Annotated in this window: 8 protein-coding genes; 6 read left to right on the forward strand and 2 right to left on the reverse strand. The window is 65.0% G+C overall.

What is annotated here, in order from left to right; genetic code table 11:
- The first annotated feature begins 22 nt into the window (after nucleotides 1-22).
- The 6 genes from RMCN_RS14530 (at nucleotide 23) to msrB (ending at nucleotide 14,412) form a co-directional block, all read left to right on the forward strand.
- Entirely contained in the window at nucleotides 23-1,588 is a 1,566-nt protein-coding gene (locus RMCN_RS14530) for an alpha/beta fold hydrolase (RefSeq protein WP_067390318.1), read from the forward strand.
- A 36-nt stretch (nucleotides 1,589-1,624) separates the two neighbouring features.
- Nucleotides 1,625-2,932, forward strand: coding sequence for an arabinofuranan 3-O-arabinosyltransferase (gene aftC / locus RMCN_RS14535; protein WP_084377404.1), 1,308 nt, complete (start codon nucleotides 1,625-1,627; stop codon nucleotides 2,930-2,932).
- A gap of 137 nt (nucleotides 2,933-3,069) precedes the next feature.
- Nucleotides 3,070-4,137, forward strand: coding sequence for a protein kinase family protein (locus tag RMCN_RS14540; protein WP_067390321.1), 1,068 nt, complete (start codon nucleotides 3,070-3,072; stop codon nucleotides 4,135-4,137).
- A 2-nt stretch (nucleotides 4,138-4,139) separates the two neighbouring features.
- Nucleotides 4,140-6,260: an ATP-binding protein gene (locus tag RMCN_RS31510; RefSeq protein WP_067390324.1), complete on the forward strand. Its 2,121-nt coding sequence runs from the start codon at nucleotides 4,140-4,142 to the stop codon at nucleotides 6,258-6,260.
- Nucleotides 6,257-14,002 (forward strand): nuclear transport factor 2 family protein, encoded by a 7,746-nt coding sequence (locus RMCN_RS14545; protein WP_067390327.1) that lies wholly within the window; start codon nucleotides 6,257-6,259, stop codon nucleotides 14,000-14,002. Before RMCN_RS31510 ends, RMCN_RS14545 begins: the two co-directional genes overlap by 4 nt.
- Nucleotides 13,999-14,412 carry a peptide-methionine (R)-S-oxide reductase MsrB gene (msrB, locus tag RMCN_RS14550; RefSeq protein ID WP_067390330.1) on the forward strand — a complete coding sequence of 138 codons (414 nt, stop codon included), beginning with the start codon at nucleotides 13,999-14,001 and terminating at the stop codon, nucleotides 14,410-14,412. Before RMCN_RS14545 ends, msrB begins: the two co-directional genes overlap by 4 nt.
- 77 nt (nucleotides 14,413-14,489) lie before the next feature.
- On the opposite strand, the gene RMCN_RS14555 is transcribed toward msrB, so the two are convergent.
- Entirely contained in the window at nucleotides 14,490-14,801 is a 312-nt protein-coding gene (locus RMCN_RS14555) for a hypothetical protein (protein ID WP_174523679.1), read from the reverse strand.
- A gap of 27 nt (nucleotides 14,802-14,828) precedes the next feature.
- Nucleotides 14,829-15,524, reverse strand: coding sequence for a hydrogen peroxide-dependent heme synthase (hemQ, locus tag RMCN_RS14560; RefSeq protein ID WP_067390332.1), 696 nt, complete (start codon nucleotides 15,522-15,524; stop codon nucleotides 14,829-14,831).

Genomic DNA, 15,524 nt, shown 5'->3' on the forward strand with positions numbered 1-15,524 from the left:
GCGGGTCAGTACTGTGGTCGGCATGCATCGGCGTGGTCAGCTGGTTCGGCTTGTCAGCCTGGCGACCGTCGTGGCGTTCGTCGCGGCGTGCGCGCCGGGTCTTGCCGCCAATCCCCGCTTCGCCACCGACTCCGGGGCGGGTGCTCAGGGCGAGCCCCAAACGACCAACCCCGCCGAGGGCCCGCCGGCCATCGAGGCACCGAAAAACGACCTGGCCTGGCGGGACTGCACCTCGCGGGTGTTCAGCGACGCCGCCGTGCCCGCCGTGCCGGGTGTGACGCTGGACTGCGCCACCTATGACGCCGACCTCGACCCGATCAACGGCGCGTCGGGTTCGCTCAGCATCGGCGTGGTGCGCGCCCGCGGCCCGCAGACCCCCGGAGACGCCGGTCCTGTGGTGATGACCACCGGCTCGGATCTGCCGTCGTCACTGCAGCTGCCGGTGTGGCTGTCGCGCGCGGGCACCGACGTGCTCAATAGCCACCCGATCGTCGCCGTCGACCGCCGCGGCATGGGCATGTCCGGCGCACTGGACTGCCGCGACCTGTTCGACCGCCAAGAGATGCTCGACCAGGCACAGTTCCAGTCCGGCGACGACCCGGTGGCGAATCTGGGGGCCATCGTGCAGACCGCGACAACCAGCTGCACCGACACCATCGCCCCCGGCGATTCGGCTTACGACAACTCCCACGCCGCCGAGGACCTCGAGCGGCTGCGCAGCACCTGGGACGTGCCAGCACTGGCACTGCTGGGCGTCGGAAACGGCGCCCAGGTGGCACTCGCGTACGCCGGGTCGCACCCCAACAAGGTCGCGCGCCTGGTGCTCGATTCCCCCCTGCCGCTGGGTATCGCCGCGGAAGCGGCGATGGAGCAGCGGGTCAAGGGCGAGCAGGCCGCATTGACCGCCTGGGCCGCGCAGTGCGCCGCGAGCAACTGCGCGTTGGGCCCGGACCCGAAGGGAGCGGTCGACGCGCTGCTGTCGGCCGCACGTCAGGGTCGCGGCCCCAACGGCTCTGCCGTCGCGACCGTCACCAACGCGATCTCCACCGCGCTGGCCTACCCCCGCGGCGACCGCATCGAGTCGAGTAATGCGCTGGCAACCGCGATCGCGGCCGCGCAGTCGGGTGATCCCGCGCCGTTCACCGAGCTGATCGCGCGGGCCGAGAGCCTGCGTAACACCGACGGTCAGTTCGTCAACGGGTGCAGCGACTCGCTGAACCGGCCCACCCCGAATCGGGTCCGCGAGTTGGTCGTGGAATGGAACAAGCTGTATCCGCAGTTCGGCACGGTCGGCGCGCTGAACCTGGTCGATTGTCTGAACTGGCCGAGCGGTGCGACCCCCCAGCAGCCCGAGAACCTCAAGATCCCCGTGCTGCTGTTGGGCACCCAGAACGACCCGATCGTGGGCAACGAGGGCGTCGCCGCGGTCGCGGCCACGGTGATCAACGCCGGCTCGGCCAACAGGCGGGTGATGTGGCAGGGCATCGGACACGGAGCCTCCATCTACTCACCGTGCGCGCTGCCGCCGGTCCTGGGTTACCTCGACAGCGGCGACCTGCCGGACACCGATACGTTCTGCCCTGCCTGACGCCTGACCTCGACTGCGGTCGGGTACCGTGCGGTCGTGCGCGATCTTGTGGCCAGTTCGTTGACGACGCCCTTCCGGCCCCGAACCTCCCCGCCCAGCGTTGCGTCGGTGTTGAAGGTGATCCTGTGGCCGCTGGCGATCCTGTTCATCATTCATCGCAGCTACGTGCTGGCGACCAACGGCTACATCACCGACGACTACGGACCCGTCTACCGGGCGGTCGTCAATTTCAAGATGGGCTGGGACATCTACAACGAGCACTTCAACCACGTCGACCCGCACTATCTGTATCCGCCGGGCGGGACGCTGTTGATGGCGCCGTTCGGCTACCTGCCCGTCGACGCTTCGCGGTACTGGTTCATCTTCTTCAACACCGTGGCGATCGTGCTGGCCGCCTACTTCCTGGTGCGGCTCTTCGGTTACGGCTTCCGCTCGGTCGCGCTGCCCGCCCTGCTGGCCGCGATGTTCTGCACCGAAAGCGTGATCAACACACTGGTTTTCGGCAACATCAACGGGTGCATCCTGCTGGCGGAGGTGCTGTTCTTCCGCTGGCTGCTTGACGGTAAGCGCAACCAGCAATGGTTGGCGGGTGTCGCGATCGGGTTGACGTTGGTGGTCAAACCGCTTCTGGCGCCGCTGTTGTTGCTGCCGTTGCTGAATCGCCAATGGCGCGCGGTGGTGGCCGCGATCGCGGTTCCGGTGGTTTTCAACGCCGCGGCATGGCCGTTGATCAGCGACCCGATGAACTTCGTCACGCGGACGGTGCCCTACATCCTCACCACGCGCGACTACTTCAACAGCTCGATCGCCGGTAACGGTATCTACTACGGCCTGCCGACGTGGCTGATCCTGTTGTTGCGCATCGCCTTTGCGGTGATCGCGGTGATCTCGCTGTGGCTGCTGTACAAGTACTACCGGACCCGCGACCCGCTGTTCTGGATGGCGACGTCCTCGGGCGTGCTGCTGATCACCTCATTCCTGGTGCTGTCGCTGGGACAGGGCTACTACTCGATGATGTTGTTCCCGTTCCTGATGACGGTGGTGCTGCCAAACTCGGTGCTGCGTAATTGGCCTGCGTGGCTGGCGATCTACGGCTTCATGAGCGCCGACCGCTGGTTGCTCGGACACTGGCCGACGACGGGCCGGTTCCTCGAGTACATGAAGTTCACCTACGGCTGGGGCCTGATGCTCGTGGTCGTGTTCTCGGTGCTGTACTTCCGCTACCTGGACGCCAAGGCGGAGGGCCGACTCGACGACGGGATCGACCCGGCATGGCTGAAAAAGTCGCCGGGCCCGGACGCTGCGGCCGAACCGGCGCGGCCTGTCGCGCCGCCGATCAGCTGAGCTCGGTTTACGGCTCCGACAGTATTTGCCAACGCAAGGTCCGAGCTGGCCTCTGAACGACTATTACCAGTGCTGATACGCGTCTGATCTCGTACGATTGATTTCGCTCACGGGGGTGGTCTACTGGGGAGGCGCCAATGCCGAGAATCCCGGTAGATCCGCAGTCCATCACGACGGAATGGTTGAGCGAGGTTCTCGACTCTGACGTGCGGGTCCGCAAGCTCGAGCAGTTCGGGATCGGCTATGGGCTTCTCGGCCGCCTCTATCGGGCCCATCTCGATGGCGACCCTGACCTACCGCCCACGGTCGTGGTCAAGCTGCCGACGCTGGACACGACCGCGCGGACCCACCTGTGCGAAGACCTGGAGTTCTACCGACGAGAGGTCCGGTTCTATCAGCAGATCGGCGTGGCGAATCCGCTGCCGCCGGCACGGCCGTACTTCGCGGCCATCGACGAGGCCACCCACGATTTCGTCCTGGTACTCGAGGATCTGGGTCGGCTCCGCAACGTCGACCAGCTCGTCGGCTGCTCGGTCCCCGACGCTGAAACCGTCATCGACGCCATCGCCCGCCACCACGCCTATTGGTGGGAGAACGACCGCCTCGCGTCGCTTCCATGGCTGAAGGAACACAGCGACCCGCCCTTTCCCCAGGTGATCATGAGCAACTACCACGCCGCCTGGCCCAAATGCGTCGAGCGCGTGGGCTCGGAACTGACCCCGGCGGTCCGTGACTACGGCGACCGGTTCGCGACGCTGATGCCGTGGTTCCTGGCTGAAGTCTCCCGGGCACCTCAGACCTTCCTACACGGGGATCTCCGGTTGGATCAGTTGTTCTTCGCCGTGGGTGCCGGGGATCCGCCGCTCACAGTTCTGGACTGGCAAGTCACGAATAGAGGCCGCGGCGCCTACGACGTCGGCTACTTCCTCAGCCAGAGCCTCACGCCCGACATTCGTCGTGGCTGCGAGGACGAGTTGCTCAACCGTTATCGCACGCGTCTCGCCGAGTACGGAATCGACTACCCCGCAGACCAACTGCGCCGGGATTACCGGATCGCCGTCGCATGGTGCTTCGTCTATCCCGTCATGGCCGAGGGTCGAATCGAAATCGTCAACGACCGCAATGCACGACTGGCCCGCTTGATGTTCCGCCGCGCGGTCGCGGCCCTGGAAGACCACGACGCGTTCTCCCTGGGACCGGACTGACCATGGCCGAGAACCGCCGTACCTGCGCCTCCTGCGGGACGGCGAACGAGGAGGATGCGCGCTTCTGCGAGGGCTGCGGCGGATCACTCGCGCAGGTGTGCGCGACGTGCGGCCTGGAAGCGAGAGCGACCGCTCGGTTCTGCCGCGGCTGCGGTGCTCCACTTGACGAACTGGCCACCCCCACAACGGAACCGCCCATCGCGGGTCCGGTCCGCAAAACGGTAACCGTGTTGTTCGCCGATCTGGCCGGCTCGACCACCTTCGAGGAACGGGTCGACGCCGAAACAACCCGCGAGGTGATGGGCCGCTACCACCAACTGCTGCGGTCGACCGCGCAGCGACACCGCGCGGGTGTCACCAAGTACATCGGCGACGGCTTCATGGCCGTCTGGGGTGTTCCCGAAATAGGTCCCGAGGATGCGCTGCGCGCCGTCGACGCCGCGGTCGAGCTGCAGGACCGGTTCGTCGACCTGGCCGCCCAGGTCGCCGAGACGCACCGCACCGAGCTGGCGCTGCGGGTCGCCGTGAACACCGGCGAGGTCGTCGTCGGTGCGGGTGACGCCGACCTGGTGGGCGACGCTTTGAATGTCGGTGCTCGCCTGGAGACCGAGTGTCCGCGCGGCCGCGTGGTGGTCGGCGAGGAGACCTGGCGGGCGACGCGCGGGCGATACGGCTATGAATCGCTCGGGCAGGTACAGGTGAAGGGCCGTCACGCACCGGTCGCGGTGTACCAGTGGCTCGGAGGGCATTCGGATGTTGCGGACGCCGCACCGTTTGTCGGTCGGTCGCAAGAAGTGCGGCGGCTTCAGGCCGTCCTCGACAACGCGATCGCGGCGCGCGCGGCGCGGCTCGTGACCGTCATCGGCGACCCCGGTGTCGGCAAGAGCCGTTTGGCCACCGAATTCCTTGGTGCCCAGACTGATGCGCGTGTTGTTCAAGCTCGGTGCGCCGTCGAGGGGTCGGTTGCGCTGGCGCCGATTGTCGAGATATTGCGGGCCCGCGATCTGGAATCCGACATCCCGGCAGGAACCTCGGAGCGAGATCGTCTGCTGCGCGACCTCAACGGCCTCGCGACCGGCGTACCGGGCTCGGTCGAAGAGAACTTCTGGGCGCTGCGCAGGTTCGTCGAGGTGCTGGCGTTCAGGGGCCCAGTTGTGTTCGCACTCGACGACATTCAATGGGCCGACAGCCTGCTGCTGGATTTCATCGAGCATGTGGTCGAGTGGATCAAAGACGTGCCGGTGCTCGTGTTGGCGTTGGCCCGGCCCGAGCTGCGCGAGATCCGGCCCGACCTCGTCGCCGCCAGCCGCTGGGTCGCCGACACCATCCACCTCGACGGCCTCGATGCCGGGGCGACGGCCGAGCTCGCCGCCAAGGTGTTGGGCGCCACCGAGCTGCCGCCCGAGCTGCTGCATCGCCTCCCCGCGTCCACGGGAGGCAATCCCCTGTTCGTCCGCGAATTCGTCGGGATGCTCGCGCACGACGGCGTTCTCGTCGAGCACACGAACGGCTGGCGACTGACCATCGACGTCGAGGCCATCACCATTCCACCGACGATTCATGCCCTGCTCGCGTCGCGACTGGAACGGCTGGACACCGGTGACCGACGCATACTCGAGATCGCCTCGGTGATCGGCAGCGACTTCTCCGTTAGCACGGTTCGGGCGCTCGCCGGCGGTCACGCGGACTCGATCAAGCTGTCGCTCAATCGACTTCGGCGTCTCGAACTCGCTCAACCCACGGGTACGTACGTCGGCGACGAGGCCGTCTGGCGCTTCCATCACGTGCTGATCCGCGACGTCGCATACCGGCGGCTATTGAAGTCCGAGCGCGCAGAACTGCACGAGCGCCTTGCCGACTGGGTTGAATCGGGCGGCGCCAGTGTGGCGTTCGAGGCTGACGAGATGATCGCCCGCCATCTGGAGGCCGCACACACCTATCGACGTGAACTGGGCACGCTCGACGAGCACACGAGCGATCTCGCGCTGCGCGCCGCTCACCACTACTCGGCATCCGCGCGACGCGCACTGGACCGCGACGAGTTGGTCTCCGCCGGCGCCCAGGCCGCACGAGGGGCGGCGCTCGCCGGCGCGCCGAGTCCGTACACGCCGAGCTTCTGTTGACGGGGTGCGAGGCACTTCTGTCCGCAGGCGACGTCACCGCCGCCGCCGCCCTCGTCGAGGATCTCGAGCGCATCGCCGGAGACGCGTTGGCCCCATGGGCGACGTGCTATCGATGCCAGTTCGGCGTGTACACCGCCCCGAACCGGTTGTTGGAATACGACGCGCTTCTCCAGGGCGCCATCGACGAGTTCACCCGTCGCGCGGACCGCGCGGGACTCGCCAAGGCGCACCGCGTCCGAGCGAGCGCGCGGCTGCGTCTCGGACGGGTTGGCGACGGCGAAGTCGACCTGTTCGAGGCGCTGATCGCGGCTCGGCAGAGTAGAGACCACCGACAGATCACCGCCGCGTTGAGTGCGGCGCCGGGTGCCGCGCTGTGGGGGCCGAGCCCGGTACCCAAGGCCGGCGGCCGGTGCCTCGACGTGGTTCGGATGCAACGGATGACGACGGCCGCGCCGTCTCTCGAGGCGACGTCGTTGCGCCATCTGGCGGTGCTGGAACTCCTGCGCGGTCGACCGGACAAGGCGCGCAAGATGCTCGGCGAGGCGCGCCAGATCGTGGCCGACCTGGGCCTGCGGCACGGGCTCATGGAAACGGAGTTGTTCGCTGGGATCATCGAGTCGATGAGCGGCGACCCTCTCGCTGCCGAACCGCACTTCCGGACGGCTCTGGAAGGACTCGACGCGTTGGGTGCTGGTGCCGACGCAGGTCTGGCCGCTGCCCTGTTGGCGAGATCAGTTCTCGCGCAGGGGCATATCGACGAAGCCGACCGTTATGCGGCCGAAAGTGAGCGCCTCGCCGGTCACAACCTGAAGACGGCGATCGCGTGGCGCGCTGTGCGGGCCGAGATCCTCGCGATGCAAGGACGCCACGATGAGGCGACTGCAATGGCCCGGGATGCGGTGGCGGTCGCCAGTGGGACCGACATCGTGCTCGACCATGCCGAGGCCTGCCTGGCACTGAGCCGCGTGCTAGATGCAGCAGGAGATATCAAGGGGGCCAGGTCAGCCCGCGAGGATGCCCGCGTGCTCTACGCGGCGAAGGAGGCGTCGATCTCGGTCGGCCTCGTTGACGAACCCGTTGTCGCGAAACCGGAGGAGTCCGCCCGGGCAGCCCTCGGCCGTGTCGGGGAAAGTGCGCCCTCGACGGCCAGCCGGCTCACGGCCGACAACGACTCCTGCCGACTGCTGCCCATGTTCATCCAGGCGACCAACGAACATGACTTCGACCGCGCCCTCGCTTGGTTCTCGGAAGACTTCGTGTACGACGACCGGCGGCGACTGAGCGGCGACCCTGTTGTCGGGTTGGACGCCATGCGGACTGCGCTAGAGCGAGTCTCCCAGCAGTACGCGCAGTTCGAGTTCCGCGTTCTCGCGGTCCGGGGCCGTCATTTGCATCTGCTTTGGAGCCGCTGGGCCGATGACGACGGGAATGTGGCAACCACGCTGTACGTGAATGAAACCGGTGACGACGGGCGCATCCTGTATCACATCCGCTTCGACGAGGATGACTTCGAAGGCGCATATCTCGAGCTCGAGCGGCGATTTTACGCTGGGGACGGTTCGGCCCACGCTGAAGCTGCAGCCGTAGCAACGGAAGTCGTCACCGCGCTGAACCGGAAGGATTACGACCGAACCTTCGGCGAACTCCTTGTTCCGACCTTCCGGCTCGAGAATCGTTCCCACGCCGCACACCCCGAGCTTTCAGCCATGGAATTTCGCGGAACCTTGGAGGAACTCGACGCGATCGTCGCCTGGTCCCGCATCTGGATCTCCGCCGTCGAGTGGCTGACACCGAACTGGTTGGCTTTCCGCTTCGCGCGAGAAGCTGAGGGAGCGGACGGTGAGAACTACGAGTGGGTCAGCCTTCAGGTAGCCGAGATCCGGGACGGTCGATTGGTTTCGATATGTCAGTTTGAAACCGACGATGAGGCAGTTGCGTTCGCTTACGCCCAGGAGCGAGTGCGGGCAGCCACCAGTCGACTCGCGGTTCAAAACCAGGCATGCCGGTTGTTGCCGCGATTCGTCGAAGCCCTGAGGTCGCACGATGTCGACGGCGTCGTCGCAGCCTACGCGGATGACTACGTTTACGACGATCGACGACGACTCAACGGTGCGCCGATTGTCGGACGCGACGCAATGCGGGCCGCCGTCACACGAATCTGCGATCAGTACGGACAATTCGACGTTCCGGTGTTGGCCGCTCGCGGCAATCGCCTCTTCATGGCCGAGAGTCGTTGGACCGATGGGTCCGGAAACGCGACGGAGTATCTGCATGTCGCCGAGGTGAACGACGCCGGTCAGATCGTCTACGACGGCCGCTTCGACGTGGACGACTTCACGAGCGCGTATCGAGAGCTTGAACGTCGCTACTACACAGGAGAAGGCGCAGCTTACGCGGAAGCGGGGGCAGTAACGACGGAGTGGATCACCGCACTCAATCATCGCGACTACGACCGACTGATCGATGAGCTGACTTCTCCCTCCTATCGCCTCGAGAACCGGTCGAGCTCTGTCTTCGGCCATCGCACCGCAACGGATGTCAGAAGCTCGTTTGAAGACTTCGACGCCGCGGTGGTTTCAGCCCGGTCTTGGGAGGCGGCCGTGCGCTGGTTGTCACCGAGAGTGGCCATCTTCCGTTTCGAACGCCAAGCGGTTGGTCGCGACGGTGAACCGTATACGTGGACATGGCTCGATGTCTGCGAGATTCGCGACGGCCGGGTTGCCTCCGCGTGTCGCTTTGACCTCGATGCCGAGGACGCAGCGTTCGCATACGCCGAGGAGCGAATTCGGGCCAGCAGTAGCCGACTCGCAGTCGCGAACCGAGCCAGTGACGTCGCTAATGCTTCGTGGCGGGGAATGCATGCCCACGACGTCGACGCCGCGGTGGCGCACCTCTCCGATCAGGTCGTCGTGGAAGATCGGCGACAGTTGAGCGGTGACCCATTGGAGGGAATCGCGCAGCTGCACGAGGGTATGGGGCGTGTGCTCGAGCAATACCATCACAGCGAACTGACCACGTTGGCGGTGCGAGGCGAACGGTTGGATCTGCGCCGGATACGCATGTGGGATGACAGCGGCAACGAATCCACGACGCTCAACGTGCTCGAGATCGACGACACCGGTCGGATCGCGCATTTCATCCGCTTCGACGAGCACGACTTTGAGAGCGCACTGGGTGAACTCGAGCGAAGGTACTACGCAGGAGAGGGCGCAGCGTTCGCCGAGGGCGAATCGGTATCGGTAGCAATATTCGCCGCCCTCAACCGTGGGGAGTATGACCGAGTGTTCAGCGACCTCGCCGCGCCACAGATGCGTATCGAGAACCGTTCACGCTCAGCGTTTCCTGATCGTTCAGCCAGCGACCTGCGGTCCAGCTGGGGTTACTTGGACGCGATGGTCTCGTCGTCGCGAATATGGCCTTCGGCGGTCTGCTGGGTCTCACCGCACTGGAGCGTCAGCCGTATCGAACGCGAGGCGATCGGACACGACGGCGAGACGTACGCGTGGGCTTTCCTCCTGGCCGGCGAAATCAGGAACGACCGGATCACGGCGCTGTGCCAATTCGACATCGAGGATGAAGAGGCCGCGTTCGCGTACGCCGAAGAGCGGGCGCGCGCCGCGAGCAGCCGACTGGCAGTCACTAATAGAGCCGCTGATGTCGTTGAAGCCGGCTGGCAAGCATTGCGGAGTCACGATGTCGAGGGCCTTGTGGCCACCTACGCCGATGCCTTCGTCTACGTCGATCGACGGCGTTTGAGCGGCGGCCCGGTCGCCGGACATGACGCGATACGCGCAGCGATCCGCCGGGTTCTCAATCAATACAGCCGGTTCGACGTCCGCGTGCTCGCGGTGCGGGGAGACAGGTTGGCGATGAGCCGCAGCCAATGGTCGGACGAGGCGGGTAATGAGACGACACAGCTTCATGTTTCGGAAATCGGTGACGATAACTTGTGCGTCTACGACTGCCGCTTCGACGGCGACGACTTCGAAGGCGCCTATCGAGAGCTGGAACAGCGCTTCAAAGTCGGTGAAGGCGCTGCCTACGCCGAGGGAATCACCGTCCTCACCGAGTATGCCTGCGCCGAGAACCGGGGCGACTTCGACCGAGTCTTCGGCGAACTCGCCAGCGCCGACGTGCGAATCGAAAACCGTTCACGGTCGGTCCTACCGGATCGGTCTGCGGCCGAATTCCGGGCCAGCCGCGAAGAGCTCCAGGCGATGGTCGAGTCCGTACAGTCCTGGCACTCGGCGATGCGCTGGCTGTCATCGAGTGTCGTCGTCGGCCGCTTGGAACGTGAAGCAGTCGGTCGTGACGGCGAAATGTACGTTTGGAGTTTCATCACTGTCGCCGGTGTTGATGATCAGCGCCTCGCGTGGACGTGCATTTTCGACCTCGATGACGAAGACGCCGCCTTTGCCTACGCCGAAGAGCGGGTCCGGGCGGCCACGAGTCGGCTGGCGCTGACAAATCACGCCTGCGAGGTGGGCCGTCGAGTCCTCCATGCGAGCGAGAGCGGGGATGTCGATACCGCCGTCGCCAATTTCTCCGAGCACTTTGTCTACGTCGATCACCGGCGGTTCAGCGGTGAGCCCGTGACAGACCCTGTCGGGCTCAGGACCGCCCTGCAACGAATGTTCGTACACTACAACCACTTCGGCGCTCGTGTGCTGGCTGTCCGCGGGGAACGGCTTCAGTTGGCACATACCCGGTGGTTTGACGACGCCGGAAACGAGACCTCTCGTCTCGTCGTCATCGAACTCGACACCGACGGACGGATCGCGCTGCAGGCCAGTTATGACGAAGATGATTTCGTCACGGCGTACCGCAAGCTGGAGACCCGCTACTTTGCAGGCGAGGGCGCCGCGTTCGCCGAGGCGGGCGCCGTAACCATCGAGTACGCGACGGCCCTCAACAACCGCGATCTGGACCGCCTCTTCGACGATCTCAGTGTTGACGATCTGCACGTCCAGAACCACTCACGATCGATCTTCCCTGATCGCTCGGGCGCGGAGCTACGTGCCACCGTCGAAGATCTCGATGCATTGGTTGCGTCGGTGCGGCAATGGCATTCGGCAACGCATTGGCTCTCATCGAATGTATGCGTCGGGCGTCACGAGCGCGAGGCGATCGGACACGACGGTGAGCGCTACTCGTGGACGCGTTTGATGGTCTTCGAAGTCCGCGACGGGCGAATGGCGTCGATGTGCATTTTCGAACCCGACGACGAGGACGCTGCATTCGCCTACGCCGAAGAGCTAGTGCGAACACCCAACAGCAGGCTCACAGTGAGCAATCTGGCGACCCGAACCGTCGAAAACCTCTGGCGGCTAATGCGAGTGCGCGATACCGATGCCGCTGCCGAGCTCGCCGCCGATTCATTCGCTTACGGCGATCATCGCCGCCTATACGGCAACCCGGTCGGAGATACGCGCACAGCACTCGCACGCATCCTCGAGGACTACACGTTTTTCGAGATACGCACGCTCGCGGTACGCGGCGAGCGACTCCACCTTGGCTGGACCCGGTGGTCGAAGGACGACGGTTTCGAGGTTCGCTACCTGACCGTTCACCAGGTCGATGACGCCGGACGGATTCTGTATCACGGTCGCTTCGACGAGGACGACTTCGCGGGCGCCTACCGCGAACTCGAGCGGCGGTACTACTCAGGAGAAGGAGCAGCCTACGCCCAGGATGGCGCAGTGGGCACCGATTACGTCGTTGCCATGAATACAGGCGATTTCGACCGGCTGTTTGGAGAGCTGACAGCGCCGGACATGCGCCTCGAGAACCGCTCTGCCTCAGCATTTCCGGATCGCTCAGTCGCCGAATTTCGCTCGAGTATTGAGCAGTTGCGCAGTATGGTCGCTTCCGCCCGAACCTGGAACTCGGTAACGAGGCACGTGACGTCGAACTGGACCGTTTCGCGTCAAGAGAGAGAAGCGGTAGGCGACGACGGCGAAGTGTATGCGTGGACGAGGTTGATGGTCTGCGAGATCCGTAACGGCCGCATGCGGGTGGCGTGCGAGTTCGATGTCAACGACGAGGACGCGGCATTCGCCTACGCGGAGGAGAAGGTGCGCGCCGCCGCGAGTCGGCTTGCGGTCGAGAACCTTGCCAGCCGAACGCGCTACGCGTTGGGAGAGGCATTGCGCGCGGGCGACGCCGAGTGCGCCGCACGTCTATTCACTGAGGACTACATCTACGACGATCAATGGGCGATCGGCGGCGATCCGCCCGCCAGCGTCCGCGCAGCATGCGAGGCAATCCTTGATCAATACACGAACTTTGAGGGTAAGACCTTGGCGGTGCGCGGTGACGCACTGCAGCTTTCCCATACTCGTTGGTCCAACGATGCCGGCTACGAAACGCGCTATCTGCATGTGCTCGAAGTCGGCGACGACGGGCGCATCTGTTACTACGGCCGCTTTGACGAGGACGATTTCGAGGGCGCCTATCTGGAGCTCACCCGCCGCTATTGCGGTGACGAAGGCGCAGCTGTCGCCCAGTCAGTGACACTCGCCGCCGAGTGGGTAGTTGCGCTGAATTCCGGTGATTTCGACCGAGCGTTCGGAGAACTCACGTCCCGCGACTTCCGGATCGAAAACCGTTCCAGCACAGCATTCCCGGACCGCTCAGCGGCCGAACTCCGAGCGAGCCTCGAGGACTTGAGGTCGATGATGACTTCGATTCGTCAGTGGAACGTTTCCGAATGTTGGCTGTCGTCAGACTGTGTCGTCGCTCGAAATGAAAGGCAAGCCGTCGGCAAGGACGGCGAGCAATACACGTGGTCCAGCATCGACGTCGCTGAGATTCGCGATGGGCGCGCCGCGCTCGTCTGTCGATTCGACATCGACGACGAGGAAGCCGCGTTCGCCTACGCGGAGGAGCTGGTTCGCGCCACGGCCGGTCGACTCGCGGTGACGAATCGAGCGACCAGAACCTCGGACGGCCTGTGGAAGACGATGCAAGCACGAGAAGTCGATGCCGCTGCAGCACTATTCGCAGACCCCTTCGTCTACGACGACCGTCGACGACTGGGCGGAAATCCTCTCGGGGATACACGTGCGGCCCTGGAGCGGCTCCTCGAGGATTACTCCACATTCGAGAGCCACACATTGGCTGTGCGCGGTGAATCAGTGACCCTGGGTTCGATGCATTGGTCCAACGAGGATGGCTTCGAGGTTCGCTATCTGATGGTCCACGAGGTCGACGACGCCGGACGCATCGTCTACCACGGCCGCTTCGACGAGGACGACTTCGAAGGCGCCTACCTTGAACTCACGCGGCGGTACTGCACCGGCGAAGGAGCGGCCGTCGCCGAGGGCGCTGCGCATATCGCCAAATACCTGATGGCCATCAACCGACGCGAATGGGACACCGTCTTCGGAGAGATGGCCACGCCGGACATGCACGCCGTCAGTCACTCACGATCCGGCTTCCCCGACCGCTCGATCACCGATCTTCGCGCCAGCTACGAGGACCTGTGCGCAATGGTCGCCTCGATGCGTTCATGGCATTCGGCGGAAGTCTGGGTATCACCGACGGTGGCGGTGACTCGTCATGAGCGTGAGGCCACGGGCCACGACGGTGAACGATACGAGTGGACCCGCCTCATCGTCGGCGAGTTCCGCGATGGACGCACCAGGCATCTGTGCGAGTTCGACATCGACGACGAGGACGCCGCGTTCGCCTACGCCGACGACATGGTCCGTCGTACCGGCACTAGTAACGTGGTGACATGACCACACCGGCTCCCAAACTGCAGCTGACCGATGACGAGTGGCGCCAGAAGCTGACCCCCGAGGAGTTCCACGTCCTGCGCGAGGCCGGCACCGAGCGTCCCTTCACCGGCGAGTACACCGACACCAAGACCGAGGGCATCTACGAGTGCCGCGCCTGCGGGGCCGAGCTGTTCCGCAGCACCGAGAAGTTCGAATCGCACTGCGGCTGGCCGTCGTTCTTCGATCCGGCCGACTCCGACGCCGTCATCCTGCGGTCCGACGACTCGCTGGGCATGCGCCGCGTCGAGGTGCTCTGTGCCAACTGCCACAGCCACCTCGGCCACGTCTTCGAGGGCGAGGGCTACCCCACTCCGACCGACCAGCGCTACTGCATCAACTCGATCTCGCTGCGGCTCAAGCCGACCTCCTGACGCGAATTGCATTCCAGCAGGGCTTCACTCGAAAAAGTTCTGCTGGAATGCCATTTCGGCGCGCAGGCGCAGAGAAGCTACGCCGGGTAGACGGCGAACTCGGCGCGGTCCTCGGTGTCGGCGACACACTGGAACAGCAGCGGCGCCGTCATCGCGTTACCCGAATAACACGTGAACGGGCCGATGACCTGGTACTTGTCGCCGTTCAGGTTGTACTGGACGGCGTAGTCAGACGCCGTGATGCAGTCGATGTCGCCGGCCGTGATGTCGATGACCTGCCCGAAGCGCGGTGCGCACTTCTCGCTGTCCGCCGGTTGCGCAAAGCCGGTGGGCGCTGCGCCCAGAGCGCCGATCGACAGCGCAGCAGCGAGCAGTACCTGAGTCCTCATCGGTCAATGATGACCGAGCGACGCCGGTTACGGCAGGCGATCGATCAACTGCTCCGCACTGATGCGCGGGCCGGTGAAGAACGGCGTCTCCTCGCGGACATGCCGCCGCGCATCCGTGGCGCGCAGGTCCCGCATCAGGTCGACGATGCGGTGCAGCTCGGGCGCCTCGAACGCCAGGATCCACTCGTAGTCGCCCAACGCGAACGCCGGGACGGTGTTGGCCCGAACGTCCTTGTAGCCACGCGCCGCCATGCCGTGCTCGGAGAGCATGCGACGGCGCTCCTCGTCGGGCAGCAGATACCAGTCCAGCGACCGGACGAACGGATACACGCAGATGTAGTTCCCCGGCTCCTCGCCCGCCAGGAACGCCGGGATGTGGCTCTTGTTGAACTCCGCGGGCCGGTGCAACGCGACGTTGCTCCACACCGGATTGCTGGCGCGGCCCAGGGCGGTGGTGCGACGGAAGTCGGCGTAGGTGGCCTGCAGGGCCTCGACGTTGTCGGCGTGTGTCCAGATCATGAAGTCGGCGTCGGCGCGCATCCCGGCGATGTCGTACAGGCCGCGCACCACGACGCCGCGCTCCTCCTGCTGCTTGAGGAACGTCGCGGTCTCGTCGGCGACCGCGCCGCGCTCCTCTCCCAGTTCCCCGGGCCGCACGGCGAACACCGAGAACATCAGGTAGCGGAGGGTGGAGTTGAGCGCGTCGTAGTCGAGCTTGGCCAT

The sequence above is a fragment of the Mycolicibacterium novocastrense genome (genome assembly GCF_001570485.1).
Lineage (GTDB): Bacteria > Actinomycetota > Actinomycetes > Mycobacteriales > Mycobacteriaceae > Mycobacterium > Mycobacterium novocastrense.